This is a genomic window from Chromatiaceae bacterium (assembly GCA_016714645.1).
Lineage (GTDB): Bacteria > Pseudomonadota > Gammaproteobacteria > Chromatiales > Chromatiaceae > M0108.
Map to the genome: position 1 here is coordinate 637192 of JADKCI010000001.1, position 23991 is coordinate 661182.

Annotated in this window: 20 protein-coding genes; 15 read left to right on the forward strand and 5 right to left on the reverse strand. The window is 57.2% G+C overall.

Features of this window, described 5'->3' with window-relative positions:
- Positions 1–31 precede the first annotated feature (31 nt).
- The 5 genes from IPN92_02930 (at position 32) to IPN92_02950 (ending at position 5049) form a co-directional block, all read left to right on the forward strand.
- Positions 32–925 (forward strand): YkgJ family cysteine cluster protein, encoded by an 894-nt coding sequence (locus IPN92_02930; GenBank protein MBK8637272.1) that lies wholly within the window; start codon positions 32–34, stop codon positions 923–925.
- Positions 926–967: 42 nt separating this feature from the next.
- Complete coding sequence (murJ, locus tag IPN92_02935; protein ID MBK8637273.1) at positions 968–2587, forward strand: murein biosynthesis integral membrane protein MurJ; 1620 nt, start codon at positions 968–970, stop codon at positions 2585–2587.
- A 253-nt stretch (positions 2588–2840) separates the two neighbouring features.
- Positions 2841–3770, forward strand: a complete 930-nt coding sequence (gene ribF, locus IPN92_02940; protein ID MBK8637274.1) for a bifunctional riboflavin kinase/FAD synthetase — start codon at positions 2841–2843, stop codon at positions 3768–3770.
- Positions 3771–3921: 151 nt separating this feature from the next.
- Entirely contained in the window at positions 3922–4668 is a 747-nt protein-coding gene (locus IPN92_02945) for a methyltransferase domain-containing protein (protein MBK8637275.1), read from the forward strand.
- 132 nt (positions 4669–4800) lie between these two features.
- On the forward strand, positions 4801–5049 hold the full coding sequence (locus IPN92_02950; protein ID MBK8637276.1) for a hypothetical protein: 249 nt from the start codon (positions 4801–4803) through the stop codon (positions 5047–5049).
- 62 nt (positions 5050–5111) lie between these two features.
- On the opposite strand, the gene IPN92_02955 is transcribed toward IPN92_02950, so the two are convergent.
- The 3 genes from IPN92_02955 to IPN92_02965 all read right to left on the reverse strand — a co-directional run bounded on the left by IPN92_02955 (position 5112) and on the right by IPN92_02965 (position 9051).
- The gene (locus IPN92_02955) at positions 5112–6176 is read right to left on the reverse strand and encodes a transposase (protein ID MBK8637277.1); all 1065 of its coding nucleotides are present in this window, start codon (positions 6174–6176) and stop codon (positions 5112–5114) included.
- A gap of 9 nt (positions 6177–6185) precedes the next feature.
- Positions 6186–6344: a hypothetical protein gene (locus IPN92_02960; protein MBK8637278.1), complete on the reverse strand. Its 159-nt coding sequence runs from the start codon at positions 6342–6344 to the stop codon at positions 6186–6188.
- A 346-nt stretch (positions 6345–6690) separates the two neighbouring features.
- The gene (locus tag IPN92_02965; GenBank protein MBK8637279.1) at positions 6691–9051 is read right to left on the reverse strand and encodes a tetratricopeptide repeat protein; all 2361 of its coding nucleotides are present in this window, start codon (positions 9049–9051) and stop codon (positions 6691–6693) included.
- A 607-nt stretch (positions 9052–9658) separates the two neighbouring features.
- Between IPN92_02965 and IPN92_02970 the strand changes: the two genes are divergently transcribed.
- Together IPN92_02970 and IPN92_02975 are read left to right on the forward strand one after the other, a co-directional pair.
- The gene (locus IPN92_02970) at positions 9659–10006 is read left to right on the forward strand and encodes a hypothetical protein (protein ID MBK8637280.1); all 348 of its coding nucleotides are present in this window, start codon (positions 9659–9661) and stop codon (positions 10004–10006) included.
- A 57-nt stretch (positions 10007–10063) separates the two neighbouring features.
- Positions 10064–10948, forward strand: coding sequence for a hypothetical protein (locus tag IPN92_02975; protein MBK8637281.1), 885 nt, complete (start codon positions 10064–10066; stop codon positions 10946–10948).
- A 7-nt stretch (positions 10949–10955) separates the two neighbouring features.
- Here the strand turns inward: IPN92_02975 and IPN92_02980 are convergent, their stop codons facing one another.
- Positions 10956–11690 carry a ComF family protein gene (locus IPN92_02980; protein ID MBK8637282.1) on the reverse strand — a complete coding sequence of 245 codons (735 nt, stop codon included), beginning with the start codon at positions 11688–11690 and terminating at the stop codon, positions 10956–10958.
- 188 nt (positions 11691–11878) lie between these two features.
- On the opposite strand from IPN92_02980, the gene IPN92_02985 reads away from it, so the two are divergent.
- The 8 genes from IPN92_02985 to IPN92_03020 all read left to right on the forward strand — a co-directional run bounded on the left by IPN92_02985 (position 11879) and on the right by IPN92_03020 (position 22376).
- Positions 11879–13015 (forward strand): glycosyltransferase family 2 protein, encoded by a 1137-nt coding sequence (locus IPN92_02985; protein ID MBK8637283.1) that lies wholly within the window; start codon positions 11879–11881, stop codon positions 13013–13015.
- Between the two features lie 380 nt (positions 13016–13395).
- Positions 13396–14502, forward strand: a complete 1107-nt coding sequence (locus IPN92_02990; protein ID MBK8637284.1) for a hypothetical protein — start codon at positions 13396–13398, stop codon at positions 14500–14502.
- Between the two features lie 314 nt (positions 14503–14816).
- Positions 14817–15959, forward strand: coding sequence for a hypothetical protein (locus IPN92_02995; protein ID MBK8637285.1), 1143 nt, complete (start codon positions 14817–14819; stop codon positions 15957–15959).
- Between the two features lie 98 nt (positions 15960–16057).
- Positions 16058–17053 (forward strand): peptidyl-prolyl cis-trans isomerase, encoded by a 996-nt coding sequence (locus tag IPN92_03000; protein MBK8637286.1) that lies wholly within the window; start codon positions 16058–16060, stop codon positions 17051–17053.
- A gap of 106 nt (positions 17054–17159) precedes the next feature.
- Positions 17160–17738, forward strand: coding sequence for a hypothetical protein (locus IPN92_03005; protein ID MBK8637287.1), 579 nt, complete (start codon positions 17160–17162; stop codon positions 17736–17738).
- A 40-nt stretch (positions 17739–17778) separates the two neighbouring features.
- Positions 17779–19110 (forward strand): GNAT family N-acetyltransferase, encoded by a 1332-nt coding sequence (locus IPN92_03010; GenBank protein MBK8637288.1) that lies wholly within the window; start codon positions 17779–17781, stop codon positions 19108–19110.
- 18 nt (positions 19111–19128) lie between these two features.
- Complete coding sequence (locus tag IPN92_03015) at positions 19129–20916, forward strand: PIG-L family deacetylase (GenBank protein MBK8637289.1); 1788 nt, start codon at positions 19129–19131, stop codon at positions 20914–20916.
- Between the two features lie 200 nt (positions 20917–21116).
- Positions 21117–22376: a CHAP domain-containing protein gene (locus tag IPN92_03020; protein ID MBK8637290.1), complete on the forward strand. Its 1260-nt coding sequence runs from the start codon at positions 21117–21119 to the stop codon at positions 22374–22376.
- A 279-nt stretch (positions 22377–22655) separates the two neighbouring features.
- Here the strand turns inward: IPN92_03020 and IPN92_03025 are convergent, their stop codons facing one another.
- Complete coding sequence (locus IPN92_03025; GenBank protein ID MBK8637291.1) at positions 22656–23774, reverse strand: transposase; 1119 nt, start codon at positions 23772–23774, stop codon at positions 22656–22658.
- Between the last annotated feature and the right edge of the window lie 217 nt (positions 23775–23991).

Below are 23991 nucleotides of genomic sequence, written 5' to 3' on the forward strand. Positions count from 1 at the left end.
ACGAGGCGCCCGGTTTTTTGAGAGACCCATCATGAGTGACGAGAGACCCGAAATTCCCTTCCAGAGCGTGGTACTGCCCGAGGTACTGGGAGAGGAGACCGAGATCCCCTTCCGCTGTTATCCGGGCATCTCCTGCTTCAACGCCTGCTGCCGCATGGCCGACGTGACGTTGGCCCCCTACGACATCCTGCGCCTCAAGGGGCGTCTGGGTCTGTCTACGACCGATTTCCTTGCCAAGCACACGGTGCCCTTCCAGATGGATGCCGACGGCACCCCGGGGGTCAAGCTCAGGACCACCGACGAGGGGGCCTGCCTGCTGCTCGATGGCGATAGGGGTTGCAGTGTTTACGAGGACCGGCCCACGGTCTGCCGCTATTACCCGGTCGCCCTGCTCAACCGCCGCGTCGCGGGGGACACCGACACCCTTCAGGAATATTCCCTGGTCCGCGAGGACCACTGCAAAGGTCACCTGGAAGACCGCCGCATCAGCATCGGCGATTACCGCGCGGAGCAGGGGTGCGATACCCATGACGCACACAATCGCGAATGGTACCAGCTCATCCTAAAGAAGCGCTCCGCCGGGCCCACGGTGGGCCGCCCACCCCAGACAAGTCTGAATGTCTTTTTCCTGGCCTCCTACGACCTGGATACCTTCCGCCGTTTTGTTCTCAGCGATAAGTTCCGCGCCACCTATGATCTGCCGGAGACCTTTTACGCCGAGGTCGAGACCGACGAACTGGCCCTGCTCAAGTTTGGCTACCGCTTCCTGCGCCAGGTGCTGTTCGCCGAATTCAGTATCCCGGAACAGGCGGGGGCCTGGGACAAGCGCGTCAACCAACGTCAGGAGGTCTGGGACCTGCGCCGTCAGGCCGAGATGGCTCGGCGCCAGCAGGCCGAGGATGAGCGGTATCAGGGCGAACTCTAACCGCTCGCACCCGGTTGCCTGCTCGCGCTAGCCCGGCAACTCATGGCCTCCCTGTCCGCCTCCCTGACCAGGGTCGGCGGCAATACGCTGCTGTCGCGCCTCCTCGGCTTTGTCCGTGACCTGATGGTGGCGCGCCTCTTCGGGGCGGATGCGGGCACGGATGCCTTTTTCGTCGCCTTCAAGATCCCGAACTTTTTCCGCCGCCTCTTTGCCGAGGGCGCCTTCGCCAGTGCCCTGGTGCCCGTGCTCCACGAGACCGGCCGCGAGGGTGGTTCCACCGCCTTGCGCCGCCTGCTCGCCAGCCTGAGCGGCGTCCTGGGCGCAGGCCTCCTGCTCCTGACCCTGATCGGCACCCTGGCCGCCTCCTGGCTGATCCTGGCCTTCGCCCCCGGCTTCGCTGCCGAGGCCCACCAACAGGCCCTGGCCGCGGAACTGCTGCGGTTGACGCTACCCTATGTGTTCTTCATCGTCCTGGCGGCACTGGCGGGCGCCGCGCTCAATCTGCATGAGCACTTTGGCGTCCCCGCCTTCACCCCGGTGCTGCTCAATCTGGCCATCATCGGCTGCGCCCTCTGGCTGGCGCCGCGGCTGGAGGAGCCCATCCTGGCCCTGGGCTGGGGCGTCCTGCTCGGCGGTCTGGCGCAACTCGCCTTTCAGTTGCCCTTCCTTGCCCGGCTCGGCCTGCTGCCGCGTCCTCGTCTCGATTGGCACCATCCCGGCATGCGCAAGATCCTGCGCCGCATGGGGCCCGTCCTGCTCGGCGTCTCCATGACCCAGATCAACCTACTCCTGGATACCTTCCTGGCCTCCTTCCTGTCCGTGGGCAGCATCTCCTGGCTCTATTATTCAGACCGGCTGGTGGAATTTCCGCTTGGCATCCTGGGTGCGGCCCTGGGGACCGTCATCCTGCCGAGGCTGTCGCACCTGGGGCGGAATGGCGGAGGGGGGCTGGGCATGGACCCCGGAACCAGCTCGGGCGCGGCGGCTCAAGCCGCTGCCTTCTCTCGCACCCTGGATTGGGCTTTGCGTTGGGTACTGCTCCTGGGGTTGCCGGCGGCGGTGGGGCTGGTGGTCCTGGCGGTGCCCCTGGTCGCGACCCTCTTTCTGTCGGCTGAATTCAGCGCCGGGGATGCTCACATGGCCGCCCTCAGCCTCATGGCCTATGCCGCCGGTTTGCCGGCCTTCATTGCGATCAAGGTCCTGGCCCCCGGCTATTACGCCCATCAGGACGCCCGCACCCCGGCACGTTATGCCCTGATGGCCCTGGGGTTCAACCTGGTCCTAAGCATCGCCTGGATGGGGCCCTTCGGGCATGCCGGTCTGGCCTTGGCTACCAGCCTGGCCGCCTTCCTCAATGCCGGCCTGCTACTGGGGGGGCTGGTCAGGCAAGGGGCCTACCGGCCCGCCAGCGACTGGGGATCGCGCCTTGTTCGGGGGCTGGTGGCGGCCCTGGTGCTGGGCGCTTTACTGGGTTGGGGCTTGGTGGGGCTGGACGACTGGCTGGCCGCCACCCCGGGCGAACGGATGGCAAGGCTGTTATTTTGGATGCTCGTGGGCGGGGTTGGGTATGTTTTGGCCCTGCTGGTCCTGGGGGTGAGGCCACGGGATTTTGGTGAAGCGGCGGGCGAGCGACCGGAACGGCCTCCCGCGGGTGCCCGCTGATGTTGGGATCCCGCCAGCTAATCCCGCCGCCCGGGCTATAATCCGTCTCCGGTGCCTCGCCCTGCGAGAGGTGCCGAGCAGTACCGGGAGCGCCGAATGGCACCCGCAAGGCGTATCTTGTCACGCGGGGGGTGCCGATGACCGCTCGCCGCAACCCTAACGGCACCGATTGCGATCCAGGAGCATTAAGACTTGAATTTCATCCTTAATGCTTGACCCTTAAATCCTAAACATAAGACGGATCCAGATCCCCATGCGAGTCATTCGTGGACTCCATAATCTCAGGCCTGTGCACCGAGGTTGCGTGGCTACCATCGGCAATTTCGATGGGGTGCACCTGGGACATCGCGCCGTCTTTCAGCGGTTGCTCGCCAAGGGCCGAGACTTGGGGCTGCCAGCGACCGTCATCACCTTCGAGCCCCAGGCTATGGAGTTTTTCGCCCCGGAGGCGGCGCCAGCCCGGCTCACGCGCCTCCGGGAAAAGCTGGCGGCCCTGAAGGCTTGCGGCATCGAAAGGGTGGTCCTGCTGGAGTTTGGGCACAAACTGGCACATCTGGAGGCGCGGGCCTTCGTGGAGGAGCTGCTGGTGGACGGCCTGGCGGCACGTCATCTGCTGGTCGGCGACGACTTCCGCTTCGGTCGTGGGCGCCAGGGCGATTTTGCCCTGCTGCGCACCCTAGGGGCCGAACATGGCTTTGTGGTGGAGGATCTGCATACCATCACCCATGGCGCCGAGCGAGTGAGCAGCACCCGTATCCGTGAAACCCTGGCGCGGGGCGAACTGGATCTGGCCCGCCACCTCCTGGGACGCCCCTATCGCATCTGTGGTCGCGTCGCCCATGGCAACCAGCGCGGGCGGACCATCGGCTTCCCCACCATCAACATCAACCTGCACCGCCGGGTCAGCCCCCTACACGGAGTCTATGCCGTCATGGTCGATGGCCTGCTAGATCGCCCCTGGCCAGGCGTGGCCAATATCGGCCTGCGCCCGACCCTGGGGGAGGAGCCACGCTATCTGCTGGAGGTTCATCTGTTCGATTTCGCGGGTGATCTCTATGGGCGTCATGCCGAGGTGGAGTTTCGCTTCAAGCTGCGGGATGAACGGAAATTCGCCTCCTTTGACGAGTTGCGGGCGCGGATCGAACTGGATGCCAAGGCTGCGAGAACTTATCTTGGGTGTTAAGGTGTGGGGATAAACTGCTGCTTGGGGAAAAATTGCTTGATGACGGCTTATTAGACTGTTCGGGAGGCTATCGGTAGTTCAGGGCTCAAGCGCGGTCATTTGTATGCTATTGCGGTTCAAAAGGTTTAAGGCAATATACGAGGATGTTGAAATGAAGAATCAGAATGCGGTGGTCGCGTGTCATGATTCTCACATGGAAACAGCCAGTTTCGATAGGGTTAGCCTGGCGTTAAATTATCTTGTCGGAGAAGGGCTCGAAATCGGCGGGTTGCAGAGACCCCTGCTGGTCGGGAAATCCGCCCAGGTAAAATATGTGGATAGAATGCCGGTCAGTGAACTGCGCAGGCACTACCCGGAGTTGGCATCCACGGATTTGGTCGAAGTTGACATTGTCGATGACGGCGAACGGCTGGAAACCATCGCGGATTTTAGTCAAGACTTCGTGATCGCCAATCATTTCATCGAGCACTGTCAAAACCCCATTTTGTTTATAAAATACATGCTACGGGTGCTTAGGAGTGGCGGGATCGTCTACCTGGCTATACCCGATAAGTGCTATACGTTTGACCAGGATCGTCCAGATACTCCGTTCGAGCATCTCTTAAGGGACTACAGAGATGGACCTGAGTGGTCCAGAAAGCAGCATTTTCTGGAGTGGGCGCGGTACGTCAATGAGGTATCGGACGAGATGGGTATCGATAACCGCGCAAATGAATTAATGCAAATGGGCTACAGTATTCATTTCCATGGCTGGTCCCAATCAAGCATGCTGGATTTTTTCTTGGCACTTCAACGGATAATGCCCGAAGTATTTAAAGTTGATGCCTTTCTTAAATACCAGGAAGAGTGCATCTGGATGGTGCGTAAATTTAACGCGCGATTGCAGGATACGGACTAGCTGACAGCAGTATAAACGCCGACCCTGTATGCTATAGACGCCATCAACGATATTCCTCCTGGAAGCCAAGAGCAACCTATTGTATTGGCTTGCGCTCAAGCCTTGACCGTTAGAGGCTGGGCGGACGATGTCATGACGCAAGCTGTTGCGGGTGGCGTATTCGTGGAGATTGATGGAATAACCTTTCAAAGTATTTATGGGGGAGGTAGATCGGATGTGGCAATGGCTCTAGCACGTCCTACTTGCCGCTATAGTGGTTTCGAATGTGAAATCCCCACCCCGGCATTGGCATCCGGTGAGCATGTCCTGTCATTGAAGATTTTCACCAATGATCAAAATCATTTTACAAATCTGAAGAAATGTATTTCCGGTTTAATGTAAAACATAACGGTGTCCGGCTAAAGTCATAGGTAAGCCCTCAACATCGGCCCTAGCTCGCGTTCCTAGAGCCCAGGCGAGGCGGGTTTGAGGAAACAGGGTTTTAAGAACCGTAGGACCTGGCGGCTCACCTTGGCGGTATAGCGGAACAGGGGGACCGTCCAGCTGGGGCGATGGGTGCCATCGGGATCATCGACCTTGGCCTGCTGTCGTTTCGCTTGCTTCGCCAGTGATTTCACATCCTGGGCCCCCGCGGCACCCAGGCGGGTGTGGAGGAGGATCGCCACCAGCAGATGGGTGATGATGGCCAGACGTGCCTGATTGGCGATGGCCACGGTGCCCTTACCCCAGGCCTTCGCCTGAGCGAAGTCGTTTTTCCAGGTATCGAAGCACTTTTCTTCCTCCCAGCGGCGGAAGTAGAGGAAGGCCACCACACCGGGCAGCAGGCTCAAGTCATTGGTGAGGAATTGCAACTCCTCGCCGCGGCGGGGGCGGCAGGTGATGAGGCGCCAGTCCTCCCGCGAACTTGACAAGGTGACGCGCAGGTCATTAATCACGCCCGCGTTGGCCGGGTCGTCGGCGATGGGTAGGCCCTCGGTCGAATCCACGCCCAGGTGGCTTTTCATGCGCGTGATCAGGGTGATCTGCAAGGCCCGGTGCTTGTCATCCCAGAAGGGGGCATCAATGAAGGCGCGATCCACCCGCCAGAGCCCGCGGCGCTCGCGGGTCAGGGCGTGGGGGGCCTGGTCATCATCCCGCAAGATCCGCGTTTCATGGCGACTGCGGGTGTCGACCCGGACGGCTTCGGGCACACCCAGGCGCAGGTTATATAAGCTCAACAAGGCATGGCCCTTGGGATGGTCCACGCCGCCCTGCTGGGGCGTGCGGCGTCGGAAATGGGCGCTTTCGGCCTGGTAGGTGCCATCAATGGCCCGCACCGGCCGATCCCCCAGACCCGGAATGCCCGCCAGGCGATCCGGGAGGATCGCCTGCGCCTCCTGGACCAAGGCCGGCACCAGGTCCCGCAAGACCGCCTCCCGGCGGGGCGACGCGAGCGCATCCGACCAGGTGGAGCGGGCCAGCGGCCCCCGCGCCGCGGTCTCCGGGTCCAGATGCAGCCAGGTTTGCACTTGCTCGCGTCAGGTCGACATCCCTTGCCGGTGGCGCAGCACTCCCAAAGCGATAAAATCTGGCATGGTCAGCGTGCGACCCACCGCCGCCTGACGCACCCGCGCCAGAGCCCGCATGACGGGATGGAGGAGGTCGGCCAGGACGGTATGATCCGTCAGGCGGTGCATCAGGGTCTTGAGACGGTCGAACAGGGCAGGCTCCCGTATATCGCTGTTTTACAAAATAAAACGCGAGCCAATTCCCGGCTGATTGTCAAGTCTATTTTTCGGTACACGTGAAAAATGGGGGTGTCTAGCCGGGCGCAGGCGCGGCCCTCGCGGGGGAGAGGTAAATCACAAGATGCGGCGGGGGCGGTATCTGGGCTCCTCCAGCGCGATCAGGTGAGCTATATACAGGCCGTCATACCGAACAAACCGGACACCGTTGTGTAAATCACTAATGCCACCCGGTGGATCGACTATGCAATTGGCTTGAGATGTCGTCTCAAACCGATCGACCGCGGCGAGGCTGTTCTCAGGGATAAGGTAAGCCCAGAGTATCTGGCTCAAGCCCCTCCTCATGACGTTGCCACATCCGATGGTAGAGTGCTTCCAGATGACGGGTAAAATCCGATATGTCGAAATAAGGCGCCTTTTTTCGAGCTATCGCGAGGCGTCGGCGCAGGTCCGTGAGTACTTCCGGATGGGATGCCAGATTCAGGGCCTTGGTCCGATAATCTTCAAGGGTAAGGGTGACCATATCCGTGAGATCTGCGGCTCTTAGCAAGCTGGCAGCCACTCGGCCAGGGAAGGTTTTACCAATACAGGTCAGTACCGGTACACCCATGAACAGGGCATCCGAGGTCGTGGTGTGAGCGTTATAGGGCAGGGTATCCAGAATCAGATCCGCCAGGGAAAGCCGGGCTAGGTGTTCATCTTGGGCGACGCGAGATGCAAAGATGATCCGCTCGGGATCAATGCCGTGCCGCTTTGCCTCCCGGCGCAAATTCTCAATGACGGCGTCCTGTCTCGCAAAAAGCCAAAGCACGGAATTCGGAACGGCGCTGAGTAAGTCGCACCAGAGATAGAAAAAATCCGGAATAATTTTGCGCGGGTTATTGAAACAGCAGAAGACGAAACCCTCTTCCGGTAACCCGGCCTGGGTTCGGCTGGGAATGGGCGCAACCGCGCGCTTTGTATCAACGGGGGCGTAGGCATGTGGCAGGTAGGCTAGAGCCTCTTGGTAGGCCGAGGCCTCCCTAAACGGGACCACTGTGGAATCCACGATGATATAATCCATGAACTCCACCGCCATGGTACCTGGATACCCTAGCCAGTTAACCTGAATGGGTGCTGGCCTCTGGGCGAGGATCTCGGGGCGCGCCTGGCGGGTGTAGCCCTTGAGGTCGACCAGAATATCGATATCGTCATCCCGAATCCGCTGGGCCGCTGCGGCGTGATCCAGGCCCCGGATATCCACAAAATGCTCGAAAGCGTTTAGTAGGCGTTGTCGTGTCGCGCTCCCATTGTCGGGCCCGTAAGAATAGGCATGAGACTCAAATTCGCGGGGGTCGTGGTGTTCGAAGACCCCAGCCGTCAGATAAGCGGTAGCGTGCTGATGGAAATCCGCCGAAAGGTAACCAATCCGCAAGCGCTCCCCGGAAGGTCTCCGAGATACTCTCAAGGGCAAGGCCCTGTGTGTCCAGCTTGCGAATTGCCGCGCATAGGTGTGTGTGACGCGTTGCAAGTCGCTAGGGGTCAGATCCGGGATCAGAAGAGTGATGAAGGGCTCTAGCACTGGCGGATTCGGATCACGGAGACGTCTCAATACCTTGGTAAATAGCTCGCGATAATTCCTCCAATCCCCGATGCATAGTTGGTTATAAAAAAGGCTAATGATCAGGTTGGGTTCTTGATCACCAAAGGTCTTTAAGCCGGTGGCGAGCACCTCAACAGCCTTGGCTCGGTCATTGTTGGCCGCATGCCAGGCGGCTAAAGTCTGAAAGTGTTGGGGACGCTTGGAGCCCGCACCAGTCACGTCCAAGGCCTGGGACATCAAGCCAATAGCAGCCGCATGATTGCCCTGGCGGGCGCGCAACTCCGCCAGCAGCATCAGGGCCCCGGGTACTGGGATCGCAGTGCCCTCCACGGACCGCCGGATCAAGGATTCCGCCCGTACCAACTCATTGGTTTGTAATAGAACCCCCGCAAGTTCCCGCAATGCGTTTCGGTTGTTGGGATCAAGGCGAATAGCTTCCTCGAGTTGTATTCGCGCTTCCTCGGGGCGACCCAATTCCCGAAAGATCTTACCCAGGGATAATCTGGCTTCCACGGCGCTAGGATGGCGTTGAATGAGGTCGGTACCTAAGGCCACGGCTTCCATACCCTGTCCCGTTTGTGCCAATACAATCCCGAGGTCACAGGCGGCGGTAACAAAATCGGGCTTTAGTTCAAGCGCGCGCCGATAGGTCGTAATCGCCTCATCAAAGCGCCCCATCGTCCGCAGACATTGGCCAGTGTTGTAAAGCAATGCATAATTGTCGGGTTGGAGCTTTATCGCAACGCGGTAAGAGGTGAATGCCTCCGCGGATTTTCCAGATCCCAACAACAGGTTTCCAAGATTGGCTTGAGCACCGAAATGACGGGGGGCGATCTTGATACAGCGCCTGAACAGTGATTCGGCTTGGTCCCTGGCGCCCTTTTCAAACTCAATGACACCCATTAGAAATAGTCCCGTCGGTGAATTCTTATCGAATGACAGTATGCGTCTGACAAGAGGCTCGGCTTCACCATGCTTGCCAGCTTGAACTAAATGCTGTGCCTGGGTTTCCAGATAATTGGGTCTACCAATTGGCATTTTTGGCTGGGCCGGATAGGGGTGAAGGGATTTAGCCATGGTAATGATCTGCTTCCATGATTTAATGATGAATAAATTAGTGTGTAATGCCTAACTAAGCATATGGCCACATAAAAAAGGTGCTTAATCGAGGCCAAAAGTGAGTCCGATACGATATCATCCGAATCCTCGGTCAGGGCTTAACCAGGGTAGGGATGCAAAAAAAACAATGCCTGAGCGGTATATTAGCAAGACAATCCCTCATCGTCCCTATTGTCCCAAGGTTGCCGACCTTGCCCGTCCAAAGCGGGTTCCTTGGATAGCGGCGAGGAAGGTTTCCGCCGGCCTTCGACGTCACCCTGAGTATACACATAAGGGACAAGACTCGCGAAACTTGACAGCCAGCTCTACATCCTGACATTATACGGCTAATATTGCCAACCGTGGCCGGGTTCGGGTCAAGCGCCAAGAAAATTTTTTATCCAAGGCAACATTAGCCGGCGCTCATTGATTATCGACGCCTCATCCATATTTGATCATGTGCTCGCGAGGACCGGGCCGGAGACGGTCAATGAGAATTACGATGAGTGCTGCCGGGCCTGCCTTGCCTCAATTCCCCAATTACGGGGACCCCCTCGTCTTTAACGTCTGGCGGAGGATGGATTAAATGAAACCGAAGAATGCGATTTTTGTCATTATGGCTAGCATATTGATAGTTAGCCAGGTAGGTCGGGCTAATGCGACTTGCACCCAGGAAGGTAAAATCGCCAGGAGTGTTTCAACAACAAATGGCGTAATCTATTTCTATATTGCCCCCCCAACATCGGGGCTTACCCCTTTCAACATGTATTTCCTGGTCGGCGAGACCGATGCATCAAACGCGAATATGCTCCTCGCGGCCTTGGCGGGAGGGCATAGGGTAAGTGTTCTTGGCAATGCGACAAGTTGTCCAACCACGGGCTCCAACCGCTTTGGTGGAGAAGTCCAAACCGTAAACGTGTTGCCACGGTATTGAAACCTCGATAATAGGATTGATCGAAATGAATTTCAAACTGGCTCAGGGAGATATCCGATGAAGCTTGATTCTGATTGTGAAGTAATGTTTTTCGCTTCTTCATCGGGGCACTGCACCTTTGATTGCCAATATTGCATCATTGATCCCATCGCCAAGCATAAACCCTCGCTCAATTACGATGACCTTAAATTTCTTCTCGATTACTTTAAAGTAAAATCATTTTTTACTTTTTCAGGCGTAGGGGATTTTTTCGTAAGTTATAGCCGTTCGGACAAGCTCCTTAGTCGCCTCCTCGACCACGATGTTGAAATAGCCCTGGATACCAACGGTTCGGTTTTACAGGATTTCCCGGAGCTCTCGCCGGACAAATTGCATAAGATCCGCTACATCAATCTCACCATGCATTACCATCAGATTAAACGGAAGGGTTTGCTCGATCGCTGGCCCGGCAATGCTAGAATTTTCATCGATCGTCGCTTTGAGGAAACTCACCCTGATTATATTTTATCTCCCCCGTTGATGGGGGAGTGGGAAGAGGGATTACAATTTTACGCTGACCACGTCTTCTCGTACACCCGCAAACCCTTGTTACTTGTCCGCGATATCAAAATCTCCTTCGATGAGGTCGCCGAGAGTCACATCCAGGCACTTCGGACCCGTTTCGGTGAAGTCATCGCGGGTGACCATCAAGAGGACTTTGGCGCTGGTTTCTCGGATCGGCCAGAAGTGCTATGTCCCGCGGGTGTCACATATTTTCGGTTATGGAACGACGGACGCATTCAGGGTTGCCCAAACCTGCCGAAGGTACCAACCTTGTTCGATTGCGGTAATGTTAAGGAACGCCGCATTGAGGTTCAACACGATTTTTTTCGCTGCAATTCTCCTAAATTTTGTGACTGCCATATCATCGATGCCTTCGGCAAAATGAAAGTGCCCGGGTAATGGGGCCCTAATCAATTACCTTGCTGCCTTGACGGTATGCCTCTATGTGCGTCCGCGCCACCCCCCAAATGTCGATGCGGTCGGCACCGGCTTGGAGCAACACCCGAGCCAGTTCGGCGGTAGTACTGCCGGTCGTCACCACATCATCGATTACGGCAATATGCCTGGTCCTGATCGGGCGTTCGACCTTGAAGGCCCCGCTGACGTTGGCGCGCCTTTCCGCCCTATCCAGGCCTTCCTGTGGGGTGATGGACCGCGAGCGGACACAAACATCAACATCCACTGGGATGGACAGTATTTTGGCAAGGGGCCGGGCGATCTCCAGGGCCTGGTTGTAACCACGGTCGCGCAATCTCAAAGGGTGCAGGGGCACGGGGATAAGAATTTCCGGTCGCGCCATGCCGCTCTCCAGCAAGGAGTGTGCTAAACATTGGCCCAACAGGCGGGCCATGTTCAGGCGTCCGGCAAACTTCGCTCCGACAACCAAAGCAGTTATGGGGTATCGATATAAAAAGGGCACATAGGAGGAGGTTTGGGGAGGGGGCTGATGCTGACAGGCTCCGCAGGTACACCTGTTCGTCTGCCGCTCGGCCAGGGGCATGGCACAGCGTGGACAGGCATTAAGGTTACGGGGCAGGTCCGCCAGACAGCCGGGGCAAAGGTCGAGCCCGCCGAAACCTTGCCCCCCGCAGAGGACACAGGTGGGTGGAAGGCAACAGGTAACGACCTTATCACCCAGCATCCTAAGCCTGGTCAGGCCCACTGTAGGGGATAATCCTGTTGCGCGCTCCCGATCAACATGAGCGCTGAATTTGCATTGCGAGGGGGTGGGGCTTGCCTCATGCGCGCCCTCATCCCCCGGGTAGTCGCCGTTGTGGAGGTTGACTCCCCCAGCCACCCATGCTTGTTAATATTGTCAGGGGGAGTGCCATGACCGTCGGCGTCATTATCGTCAACTACTTCACTGAAGAGCTGTTGCGGCCACTGGTTAGGTCTCTGGTTGAATTCCCCATGATAAGGGAGGTGATTGTCTTCGACAATGGCAATCCTTACCCGCTCGCCCTTGGCGACGGCATGCCGCGGGTCATGGGAGAAGGGCGCAATATAGGCTTTGCCGCTGCCGTAAACCGCGCCTTTACGGCACTCTCCACCGATTATGTGCTGCTACTCAATCCCGACCTGCGTATTGATGTTGCTGCCGTGGAGCGCTTGCTCACAACCTCACGGCGCTATCGGTGCCCCATGGTCGGTCCGCGCTTTTATTGGGACGATGAACGCCTCTTTCGCTTGCCCCCCGCGACTGGTGCCTTGCGCTGGCTGGGTCTAGGCGCCGACGCCCCCTCCTCGTTGGACGGCCAACTACGTGGCCACTACTGGGCCCTGGTTCACGATCATTATTGGTCGCAGCGCTCACCCTTTCGGCAACCTTTCCTGCCGGGGGCCTGCCTGTTACTGGATAGCAACTGGGTTCGGCGGCGCGGTTGCGTGTTCGATGAGCGCTATTTTATGTATTACGAGGATACGGACCTCTGCATCGAGGCGCAACGGGAGGGTTGGATGCCGCTGTGCATTCCTGGGGCAGAGGTAGTGCACTACTGGGACCAAAGTCCGGAACCTGATGGGGGTAAGGAACGCATGATGGCGGAGGCGGGCCTTGCCCTCCGTCACAAGTTTGGCTTGCCGGAGCAGGACGCGGTGAACACCCTGCCGCTACTCCCCCAGGTGCCATGGGTCCCGCCGCTGAACCTTGGTCAGATAACGGAAGCTCCCCAACTGGGGGTGAAGGCCTTTCCGGCAGGCACCACTTTCGAGTTGGCGATCGAGCCAGGCTTCGTCCCCTTTGCCCAAGCAAGGCTAGGGCCAGGTGGTTTGACTCCCGACGACAAATGTTTCGGGGTCAGAAATCTGGTGCGATTGGCCAAGTCGCGGTCATGGATGGGCCGCGCAAGCACAATCAGCATTCCCGACAAGCTATGGTCTCGGTTGAGGGCGGGGTGCTATTATGCTCGCCTCCGCGGTCCCGATGGGACTGTGGGTAATCAGTGGGTATGGCGCCGGACACCATAATAAGGGCATAGAAGACGGCAATTCTGGGATGCCCTTAACAAGTGCGTTGGTTTTTCAGCTCACTAACCAGCAATCTTGTTGCATATTAGCAACATTTTAGTCATCCGCAAACGCCCCCCAACCCGTCGTTAGCAGCGGCGAGAGGAGAATTTGCAACAAACGAGAACAAATTTGTAAAAAAAATACGACCCGACGGTTGACATCCATGGGTGATGCGGCATACTTTAGCCGTAGCCCATCGCCCAGTCCCGATTCCCGGGGGAAGGGCATGCGGGCCTCGGGTGATGGGCTAGGTGCCATAACCAGGAAGTCCGCAGAACCGGGCTTGGGCAGTAACTTCGATTCATTTGTCTGATTTGCGCAACAAAAGGAGAAATCGCATGAACGAGCGTTTCCAAAAGATCGCTATCGCGACCGCCGTCACGGCGGCGTTGGCTGGCGTCAGCCTGCCTTCCCATGCCATTGTCGTCGGTAATGCCGGTGAGGCCTTGCTGGTGCCCTTGGTGATTCATGATGCCGGTCTTACCGGCCTGAACACCCTCATCGAGATCGAGATTCCCGCCTCCGTCGGTTGGGAAGACGTGGCCAATATCTACACGGCGCGTCACGTCACGCCCACCAATCCGAATCTGACCCTTAACCCGCCCGACGCCGACCTCGACAACGTCATCCACTGGTTCTTCTTTGACAATAAGAGCAACCATAAGGTTAATGGTGCGAAGCCGGTAACCCCCAATGACATCGTCCAGATCAACTGGCGGGATATCTCCGGTGGCGCCTGGGCCAATGTAGCGGGCTACATGGTTGTTACGAATCAGATCGGTTACCTGACCGGTGCCGGCGCTCAGTTCAGCATGTTCGGTAACGCCTGGCTGGTCAACGACACGGGCTTGGCGGCCAACATCCCGGTTCTCCCGTTGACGGATGACACTGACATCCCCGATGGCGTTCCGACTGCCAATGACAATGTTATTTATGGGTCGAATGGCACGGGCGGCGTGGTTACGGCCGTTTCACCTCTGATCAGCGGCATTCGTACCACCTACTCCGACGGTGACCTGGGTGACTTCGCGGTGTTTGATATGGCGTTGTCGAGCGCCGGCTTGGCCACCTATCAGGTCATTTGGTCCGATACCAACTTGGGCAGTGACTATTCCAACGTGTTCGTGGAAGTTTACGACACCGAGGAAAACACCTGTTCTTCTGGCGTACCGGTTCCCGAGGAAGTGACCATCATCAAGATCGCGGGTGCTGCTGACCCGATGATTCCGTATACCTACTCCTATACTCCTTGCACCCCGGTGGGTGGCAGTGCGGCTGATGGCTTCATCTCCTATCAGTTGCAGGAATATCAGGATCGGGGTACTTTCACCCCCGAGACCTCGATCGCGGCCTTCTCCATCGTCTCCAAGGTGATTGGGGAAGCTGCTAGTAACAACTTTGTGGCCGAGACCGCGCTTGCCTTTGATCGCGGCGTGTTCAAGTAAGCTTCCGGTAGCTTAAAAAAAGGCGGAACGCCTAACGGCGTTCCGCCTTTGTCATTTTATAGAATTGATTATATATATTGTTAACCCTTGGATAGCGCTTCGCTGGGGTTCTCCTTATGGCATCTGATTTTGAGCTCGGGGCTGCGCGCTTCTGGCCATGGACTGGGTTTTTGTTTGCATCATTGTTTGTTAATAGTAATGTCAGTCAATCTCAATCTTTAGAAGAGAAAAATTTTGACACGCGGCCCGAGGTTGCCTCCCCCGCCCCTCTCCAGGAGAACCCTGGCGGGACCGCCCGCCTGGCTCGGTTGTTCATGGCGGGCGCGCCCAACTTTCTGCTGGTGGATGATTTTAATCAGGACGGTCGCCTGGATCTGGGCTTTACATCCCATGGCGGTAACCACAGCCGTCTCTTCCTGCAGCTTGGCTCGCGTCAATGGCAAGCCGGCCCGGAAATTCCCGAGGTGGGATTTCATCCCGGAGAACTCATCGGTTTGTCGGGGGAGGACGGGAATCGGACCTTCCTGATGTTGGCCGAGGGCGAAAATAAGCTACGCGTGATGGCGCCGACGGCTGAGGGTGGCTTGAAGATGAGTTCCGAGATTGAAGCCATTTTTCCACGCGCGGGCACGCAATTTCACTGGCCGGGTTGGGGTCTGGGCTTGGCCTTTGCCCCCTTTACCAAGGCCATGATCGTACTTGTCGAAGGCTTCAAGCCTGACAAGGCCGCGGCTAACGCGGCGCATTTTTTGACCTATCGGCCTGCCTTCGCCAAGACTCAACACGTGGCGGCCGCCGATCTGGGTGGTGATGGGATCGATGAAATCCTGTTCATGAACCCCGCCACCAGTCAGCTACTGGTGATTCGCTACCCCTGCGGTGAAGCTCAACCGACTATCGAGGAACTTTGGACCTTCGAACGGGCGGGACCCGCCCGTTTCGTGATACCGGCGGATATCGATCAGGATGGGGATATCGATATCCTGGTACCTGGCGAGGCAGGGCAAGCCACCACGGGCATCACCGCCCTCAACATCCTAGTCAAGGATGATAGCGGCGGGTGGATGCAGAGCGCCATTCCTATCCCGACCGCGACTCGGGATGCAGGTGCCGTCCCAGGTTTGCGCGGAACGGCCTTTGGCATTGATAAGGACGGCATGGGTTATGTCCTGACCGCGGGTTACGACCGTCTTTCTCTGGTGAAAATTCCTTTCGGTTGGGAAGGGAGTGAACACGCTATCCGCCAAATTGATCTAACCAAACGCCAAGGAATACCCACCGTAGCTCTCAATGATCTGGACCAGGATGGCTGGCTCGACGCGATTCTGGCGGGGGGCATGGGGGATACCAATGGCGGTGTTGTTCTATATGGCCCCTTGTGGGACAGCTTTGCGGATCTTGAGGGCGAGGATATGGTCCCGGCAGGGGAGGTGGCCACCCCTGCCGTTCAAAGGTGAGAGGTTAGGGTGGTTACTAGCTCATCGGCTTCCCTCTGGGTATTTCGTTATCCGATAATCGTATTGGATGTGTCAGGTTGTGATTAGGAGGTCAGGCTATGCCAACATTAACTCTCCGAATTTTCTGCTTCATGGCGCTGGCCGCAACGCCGGCCCTCCTCGCTGTTGTGGCGGCTGATGATTCGGTGGGCGTATCCTTGGTTCCTCCTGGGCAAAAGGCGGAAGTTCAGCCCGCCAGGCCTGCGACCAGCACGGATCAATCAGGGGTCATTGCCACCGGTCCTGCAATGGAACCTGTCGTGATGGCCCGCATCGGTGAGGTGAATATCACGGTCGAGGAATTCATGAAGTTCCTCTCGAAAAATCCCCAGCGGGTGCGTGAGGCCATGACGGTGGAAGGTAAGGCGGCCTTACTGCGCACCGCCATTGAGAATCGCCTCTTGCTGGCCGCCATGCGCCAAGAGGGTTTGATTGATGATGAGACCAAACCCGAACAGTATCAGTTAGCCTACGAAAAGTTGGCAAGAGCCAAATTCCCCCCCCCCCCGGTTCCCGGAGATAAGGCCTTGCGTGCCTTTTATGAGGCCCATAACGAGGATTTCGGTATTCCCGCTTCGGTGAGGCTGACGCAAATTCAGTTCCGTGTACCGGAGCAAGCAACCGCTGAGGATCATGCCGCGGCCCGGGCACGCGCCGAGGCGGCAATGCGACGTATCGAGGCAGGCGAGCCCTTCGCGGATGTGGCGGGCGACCTCACCGAGAATAAAAGGGCCCGTCCCAACAAGGGGGATGTTGGCTATTTGGTCAGGAAGGGCAATGACTGGCTAGAGCAGGCCTTGGATGGCATCGGGGTAGGCCAGCATACGGGCATACTTGAAAGCCCGGCGGGTTATGACATTTTGATGCTCACCGATACCAGTGAGGCAGTCTATACCCCCTTCGAGGGTGCCCGCGAGGCGGTAGCGAAGCGTATGCAGGATGAGGCCCAGGAAGCGGCGAAGGAAGCCTATGTCAAGAAGTTGGCAAGTATGATCAAGATCACAATCGAATTGGATGAACTTAAGGATGCCTACCCCAATGGCATTTTCCCCTGATGTGATCACGGCAAGGGTTGATTAAGGGCCTAATGGTACCGTTCGACCCAGCGACAATGCTAAGGCCAAATTTTGTCGGAACCGAGAGTGCGCGAGAATGCATGCCATGACTAACTCCCTTACCCGATTACTGGTGATCGCTGTTAGCCTCATCAATCTCAACCTGACGGCCTGCACCGATGAGGCGGGCACGCACGGTCAAAAGCAAGGTTTGGCATCCATTCCTCAAGAGACGCCGGCCAAGGCAGACGCGTCCGTGCAAATTGAGCCATCCGAGCAAAGGGTACGCGATCGCGCTAATGCCTACCTGGAGGCGCTCCGGCTGAACCATCTGGCGGGTGCCTATCGCATGGAAGCCGGTTCCCTTGATGGTAGCCTGACGCCCCTAGTCTTCCGCGCATTGGCTATACCATTCACTGGCACCTTGCTGAGTTACACCATAACAGCCGTAACCCTTCAAGGGGAAGATGCCGTTGTCGATGCCGATGTGAGCTATCAACTCCCGCAATTGCGTAAGCCCTACGCGACCAAAATATCCATGCACTGGGTAACCCAGAATGGCGACTATTACCACAAGCTCAAGCAACCCCCCGAGGCCAACGCCGCTGGTGATTCCCAGACGAAGGCACCACTTCCGGGTATATCACAGGGCCCAGATATTGGTCCCACGGTGAAGGCCCGATAATGCTGAAATGCTTAATTCCCTCCTTTAGCAAGCTGGCGTCATGGACCGGAACGGTGACGGTGATCTCGGCGTAGCTGCAACCCCGTGCGGGGGGCAAGCAGCCTTCGTCAGCCCCGGATCATTCGACGCGGGGCATACACAATTTCTGACCTGCCTTGCTTATGCCGCGCAATTCTTGAGCCCTGACGGTTACCTCTTCCTTTGCATGGATGGCTCGGACGATGAAGCGGGGCAGTCCTTGTCGCTAGTAGGGGAACGACAGTGCCTGCTGGCGGTTTTACTGCGGCGCTGTGGCTTTGTGGTGCCACAAACAACGCGGGAAGGCCAGCAATATCTCCAGAATTCTATCAACCCGCCGGGCGAGGGAAATCGGGCAAGTGGGGTAATGATCTGCCGTCCGACAGGGGTACCACCCCGTTGGCGGCTGAAAAATGTGAATTCTTCTGACCTTGGGGCCTTTTCGGAGCTTTTTTCCAACGTATTCGGTCAGGCCATCAGCCCTGGCCTCTGGCATTGGAAGTATGCCGAGGGCCGTGGTTTCGGGGTAGCCGCTTGGCGGAATAATCGGATGGTGGCCCACTATGGCGGGACCCTTCGCGCGGTAATGGCATTCGGCCAGCGGATTCGTGCCGTCCAAGTCTGCGATGCCATGGTCGAACCCCGCGAGCGCGCGGTCATGACCAAGACCGGTGTTATGTTTCAGGTTACTGCCGCCTTTCTGGAACTCTACCAGGGCTTGGGGGGGATACCCTTGGCCTTCGGCTTCCCAAACCGTCGCGCCATGCGGCTTGGGGAGCGGCTGGGGCACTATGCCGAGGTTGGTGAGCTTCGCGAATTACGTTGGGATGCCTTGGGCAAAAGTCCTAGTCTAGGCAGCAGGATACGCATGCTCAATCCAGAAGCGCCGGGTGATCAACAAGTAATCGACAGGCTCTGGGCGGATATGGCAAGCGATCTCGACGACGCCGTGGTGGGGTTACGTGATTGGATCTTCGTCAGACACCGTTATGTTAATCACCCCGAGCGGCGCTATGGCTTGATTCTGGTCACATCTCGATGGACGGGCGCCCCCCTGGGTCTGTTGGTGTTGCACCAGGAAGAGACGCGGCTGGCCCTCACGGATCTGATTGCCCCCGTCAAGGCGATACCCGTGCTTGTGATGCAGGCGCGACGCTTGGCTGGGTTGTGGGGATGTACCTCGCTTTACTGCTGGATTAGCCGCCAGAATGTTGATCGATTCAGTACCCAGGATATGGAAGTACTGGACAGCGGTGTTAGCATTCCCACCAATTCCTGGGTTCCTCAACCCTATACCCCCGCACAACTGCGCGACCGTTGGTGGTTGACCCTTGGCGATACGGATTTTCTCTGAAATGGGCCTCTGGGCGCCATGAGTGAACCGCGGCTTGGCTGGCGCGAGTCGGCGTTCATCCCTTATCGGCCAGAAATCCTTTCCCCGCCTGGCCCAGCCTTGGTTTTAGCGCCCCACCCCGACGACGAGGTGTTTGGATGTGGCGGGGCCATCATGAAGCATCTTCAGGCGGGTTATGATGTCAGGGTCGTCATAGCTACGGATAGCAGCTATGGCTGTTTCGAGGCTGGGGAGGAGGGTCAATCCGTTAGGCGGCGAGAGTCAGGTACAGCGGGAAAAATACTTGGCTATGGTGAACCAACCTTTTGGGGCTTTGGTGATCGCGAACTCGTCTACGATGAAAGGCTCATCACGTCCGTTTTGGATGCCTTGGCGGAATCCAAGGCGGAAGTTCTCTATGCCCCATCCTGGTGGGAGATTCATCCGGATCACTATGTGCTTGCCTTGGCGGCGGTTGAGGCCCTGCGGCGCTGCCCACGTCCGATCCAGTTGATGATGTACGAGGTTGGCGTACCTCTGCATCCGAATTATTTACTGGATATCACGGAGTTGGCCAATCGAAAACAGGAGGCCATGGCCTGTTTCGAAAGCCAGCTCAAAATTCAGCGCTATGATGTGCATCTCGTGGCCTTGAATCGGTTCCGCACCTATACGCTGCCGCCCAATGTAGAGTATGCCGAAGCTTACCGATTGCTTAATGGCGAGGATCTAATCCAGAATCCCTTACAAGCCATTAGGCCAGGGTTATTCTACGCACAGTCAGGCCACCCCTCGGACCTGGCGCAACCACTCGTATCGATCCTGTTCATTGGTGGGCAAGGGTCCCTTGCCGATGCTCTGGACTCGGTTCAGCTACAGACCTATCCGCATATCGAGTTGATTGTTATTCAGGATTGGGACTGGGATCCGTCCGAACCCAACGGGCATCTGTCTCGGTGGCACGAGGGCCGCTTTCCACTGCGGCTTATCGCGTCGGACGTCGCCTGGACCTTGCCCGTGCGCGCCAATCAGGCGATGGCAAATGCCCTCGGCGAGTGGCTGGTACTGCTGGGGGACGGGGATAGTCTTGAGCCAAACCACATCGCTAAACTTATGGCGACTGCCGCCACATCCGAGCTAACCCGATGCGTTTGCGCCGGGATCCGCTTGGGGAATAGGCCGCTAGAAACATCCCCAGAAGAGAGTGTTTGGCGCCTAGCGCCTGAACCCAGATTACCCCATTCATACGCGGCAATGCCCTTGTGCGCCGGGCTTTTCTCGAGATCCTTGATTCAAGGGGGCTGTCGCTTCGATACTCAACTCGATACCGAAATGGCGATTTGGGAATTCTGGGTGCAGCTTGCCTGCAAAAGCACATGGATAGCTAATTCCGAAGTGACAGCTCGCCATCGGGATCGGGAGCCAGTTAGATTGGAAGGCAAATCCTTTTCTCGCCCAGGGGGAACTTCCCCGTTTAGGGTCATTGATGGCTGGCTTTCACATTGTTCACCCGCGGCGGTTACCGAAGCTCTCTGGAAGGGTATGTTGGAATGTGACCATGCTAGGGGAGAGAACAAGGCGTTACACCAAAAAATTGCGGCCATGGAATCTGCTCTCAAAAAAATGCATGATATTGAAAGTGATCTTCAAAACACCATAGTGGCTAAGGAGGCGCAGTTGATCAGCAGCCAGCAGTGGGGCCTGGAGTGTGAGGGGTTATGTCAGGATCTACGGACGGAAGTTGAATCCTTAATGAGTTCGACATCCTTGACGGTAGGACATAAACTTAAAAGGCTATTTATGGCCTTTCGCCGCGCTGGCACATGATCGGACATCAATACCGAGCCGGAGCACCGGCCCCGGAGATCACGACAAGGTGATAGAATGCATGGTGAACCAGTTGAGGATGTTAGGAGGAGACCCTGGTGGTGTCCCCTTATAAAATAAATGCCAACTTAAACTGGCTGGCAATATGATAAAGCTGCGTGGTTGATGAAACTCCATCTGGTAATAGTGGGATTTTTAAAATGAACAAAATCATTTACGTAATTTTCGCCTTACTGATCTGGATAAATCTGGCATGGGGTAACTGGGAACTCCCTACCTCTGTTAATCAGGATGGGAACACCACCGAATTTTGTGTCGAAGGCGTGACATCAAATGATTCCTATAAATTGTTTTTGGATGATGTCGATATCACGGTTGAGTTTGCGGATCTGCTTAATGTTGGTGATGCAGCAATATACGATTACCCTGATGAGATGTGCCTGCGGGTTAACAAACTTGAATTCTTTACATCTAAAACCTTGTCTCTTTGGCTTGAGGATAATGTTGGCACATGGGAACTGGCCGTGGATATGGGAACTGAAGACAGCGATTTCGGGGTTGACCTGGAATCTCAGTCCCTTAGCTTACATGAAGCCGTTACGGTCATACCTAAACCCGGGGACACCTGTGTTATAAACCGCACTGCTCCAGTTTTACCTTGCCCAAGTTGCCCTACGGCCTTATGCGGTACTTGGATCGATGCCCCAAATCCATATCCCTGTTGCGATAACAATGTGGATAATACCAGCAGGGGGTTTAGAGATGGGAAGTGCGAGTGGTGGGCCGCTCGTTCAGCCCGATTGGCGTGGGGCTTCTACCCTTATTGGGGCGCGGCGAAAAATTGGAGGGCCAGAGCCGACTTAGATATACGAGTGGTCAGGGATTTCTTCCGTCCTGGCAGGGCTGGGCTATATCTTGATCCTACGAGAGCTCATGTCGCCTGGGCCACGGGACTTACGAACGCAACCGATGGTTCGATCGAAATTAAGGAGATGAATTGTGGCAGGGCCCGCTATACGGGTACATGGAAAATCAATGATGCTGGAGAGCTACAATGTACCCTGCCTTGGTCTAAAGTTGAACCCATTGGCGATTCATCAGGGTTTATTACCAGATGGATTGTTCCCGTTAGCAAGGACTTTGTATATAAAAATACCCAAAACCGTCAATGCGCAACGGGTGTTTGGACGGATGTAAAAGGTCTGATTTGGAATCTCTACCAAAACAATCAGACCATCACAGGCACTACGGATGCGGCGGGATGTGGCTTATATAAGGTCACTGGATCGCTTGTCGGAGATAAGCTAAAACTTTTGGCTGTTCCAGCTAAAATCATGGAGGGTTGTTGTAACTCGAGTTTTGAAGGAACAATGGTTGGCTGCGTCGAGGCAACTGTTCATTTCACAAATTACTGCACCGGGAATCATGGTGATATGGGAATGACAAAAAGAGGTCTTTGATCGACAAAATAGATGTTTCGATTTAGGCGTAACCTGCGGGGCTGAAAATGTAAATCGGATCGCGCGGCCCCGCATGATTGTCCATCCCAACGGAGCCAATTGCAAAATTGCCGGTAGCGGTGGGGCCGAAGAGAGAGAAGGGGCGAGAACGGCTGTTTCTTGCCCCTTGCAGGGTCCGTCAGGTCATATTCCACTATATCAGCATGGTGTTATTCGATTTCCAGGCCATCGGGAGACCCCGCCGAAGGGCGTTTGCCACTTCGTCGGGAGGCGTGGCGGCTAATTGAGCAGGCGCAAGAGCTGCTCGGCGGCAATCACCAGGATACCGAACATCAAATGGGTGTAGACCTTGGGGGCGCCGCGCACGCGCACATGGCGTCCACCGTGGTTGTCCTTCAACAGGCTGTTGACCCGCTCTGCCTGGCTGCGGGCCTGGTAGCGCTCCGCTTCATGCGGCGCAAATTCGATCTTCTCCCCCCGTCGGGCATTGTGGTCGATCAACGGTACGTGCCCCTCTTGGCGGGACACCGCACGGATGACCCCACTGCAATAGGCAGAGTCGGCCAGATCGTAGCGGTAGGTGACCCGCTCACCGGTCACGCGCATCAGCGGGATCGCCGCTTGGCTGTCAGGCAGCGAGGCCGAGGTCAGCATTGCCGTCATCGGGATGTCACCGTCCGCGGTGTCGATATGCAACTTGTAGCCGGTCCAGGTCTCCTTGATGCCCTTGCTGTGCTTCTTGCTACCCACTTCGCAGGCGGTGGGAAGCTGCGCCAGGCTCTCCGCCGCGCTTTGGCCCACCTGCTGCTCAATGACGGTCAGCTCCTTGGGTCGCTGCTCCCCCTGGCGCGGACGCCCGCGTTTCTTGGCCGACGCGGGCACCGGTTCGGATACGACCGCCGCCGCCTTGGGGACGGGCTTCTCCCGCGCCTCGATCTCGGTCGAATCCCGGGCGATGTGCCCCATGATCGGGTCGCCCAACGGGGCGCGGATCAGCGCCTCGTGGACCCGTGCCGGCAACGCCAAGGCGGTGAATTCCGCAAAGACGCGCGAGAAGCGTGAGGCACTGGGGATCGCGTGAAACCGCTCGAAGCCGCAGATCCGCCGCAGCGCCCGATCCACCTTGAGGCGGTCAATCAGGGCCTCAGTGGTCGGCAGGTCCAGCACCGCCTTGGCAACGAAGGCCCGCGCCAGGGCCACCCGATCCTGCGGCGGACGCCCGACGAACCCGCGACTGGAGGGGATGAAGCAATCGATCTCCGTGAACTCCAGTACCCGGATCACCTTCTCCAGCGCCGGACTCAGCGCCAAGCGGTCCTCCTGCCGCAGAAAGGGAAACAGTTCGTGCTGAAGGTGGTTCCAGAATTGCGATAGGCGGGACTTGCAGGTAGTATTCATGTCGGGTATCGAAATGAATCGTTGCTAACCGTTTCATTTTAGCAGCCTTTCGCTGGCGATACCCGCTCTTCCTCCCTCTTTTGCTATCCCTGCGGGACGAAAAATCCCTGCAACGCGCGATTTTGCAATTGGCTCAACGGGGAAAGATATTCCCTCCCCACGCGTTTAGGCGCTATTCAGGGGGGGCAAGACGGGATCAGGTTGATTTCCGTCCGCA

Bases quoted from the DNA above. Each gene is read 5' to 3' on its own strand.
- IPN92_02975 (MBK8637281.1), top strand. From the start codon at position 10,064: ATGAAGCTTGATTCTGATTGTGAAGTAATGTTTTTCGCTTCTTCATCG.
- IPN92_02945 (MBK8637275.1), top strand. From the start codon at position 3,922: ATGAAGAATCAGAATGCGGTGGTCGCGTGTCATGATTCTCACATGGAA.
- IPN92_03010 (MBK8637288.1), top strand. From the start codon at position 17,779: ATGGACCGGAACGGTGACGGTGATCTCGGCGTAGCTGCAACCCCGTGC.
- IPN92_02930 (MBK8637272.1), top strand. From the start codon at position 32: ATGAGTGACGAGAGACCCGAAATTCCCTTCCAGAGCGTGGTACTGCCC.
- IPN92_03020 (MBK8637290.1), top strand. From the start codon at position 21,117: ATGAACAAAATCATTTACGTAATTTTCGCCTTACTGATCTGGATAAAT.
- ribF (MBK8637274.1), top strand. From the start codon at position 2,841: ATGCGAGTCATTCGTGGACTCCATAATCTCAGGCCTGTGCACCGAGGT.
- IPN92_03000 (MBK8637286.1), top strand. From the start codon at position 16,058: ATGCCAACATTAACTCTCCGAATTTTCTGCTTCATGGCGCTGGCCGCA.
- IPN92_02965 (MBK8637279.1), bottom strand. From the start codon at position 9,051: ATGGCTAAATCCCTTCACCCCTATCCGGCCCAGCCAAAAATGCCAATT.
- IPN92_03005 (MBK8637287.1), top strand. From the start codon at position 17,160: ATGACTAACTCCCTTACCCGATTACTGGTGATCGCTGTTAGCCTCATC.
- IPN92_02990 (MBK8637284.1), top strand. From the start codon at position 13,396: ATGAACGAGCGTTTCCAAAAGATCGCTATCGCGACCGCCGTCACGGCG.
- IPN92_03015 (MBK8637289.1), top strand. From the start codon at position 19,129: ATGAGTGAACCGCGGCTTGGCTGGCGCGAGTCGGCGTTCATCCCTTAT.
- IPN92_03025 (MBK8637291.1), bottom strand. From the start codon at position 23,774: ATGAATACTACCTGCAAGTCCCGCCTATCGCAATTCTGGAACCACCTT.
- IPN92_02950 (MBK8637276.1), top strand. From the start codon at position 4,801: ATGACGCAAGCTGTTGCGGGTGGCGTATTCGTGGAGATTGATGGAATA.
- murJ (MBK8637273.1), top strand. From the start codon at position 968: ATGGCCTCCCTGTCCGCCTCCCTGACCAGGGTCGGCGGCAATACGCTG.
- IPN92_02970 (MBK8637280.1), top strand. From the start codon at position 9,659: ATGAAACCGAAGAATGCGATTTTTGTCATTATGGCTAGCATATTGATA.
- IPN92_02960 (MBK8637278.1), bottom strand. From the start codon at position 6,344: ATGCACCGCCTGACGGATCATACCGTCCTGGCCGACCTCCTCCATCCC.
- IPN92_02995 (MBK8637285.1), top strand. From the start codon at position 14,817: ATGGCGGGCGCGCCCAACTTTCTGCTGGTGGATGATTTTAATCAGGAC.
- IPN92_02985 (MBK8637283.1), top strand. From the start codon at position 11,879: ATGACCGTCGGCGTCATTATCGTCAACTACTTCACTGAAGAGCTGTTG.
- IPN92_02980 (MBK8637282.1), bottom strand. From the start codon at position 11,690: ATGCTGGGTGATAAGGTCGTTACCTGTTGCCTTCCACCCACCTGTGTC.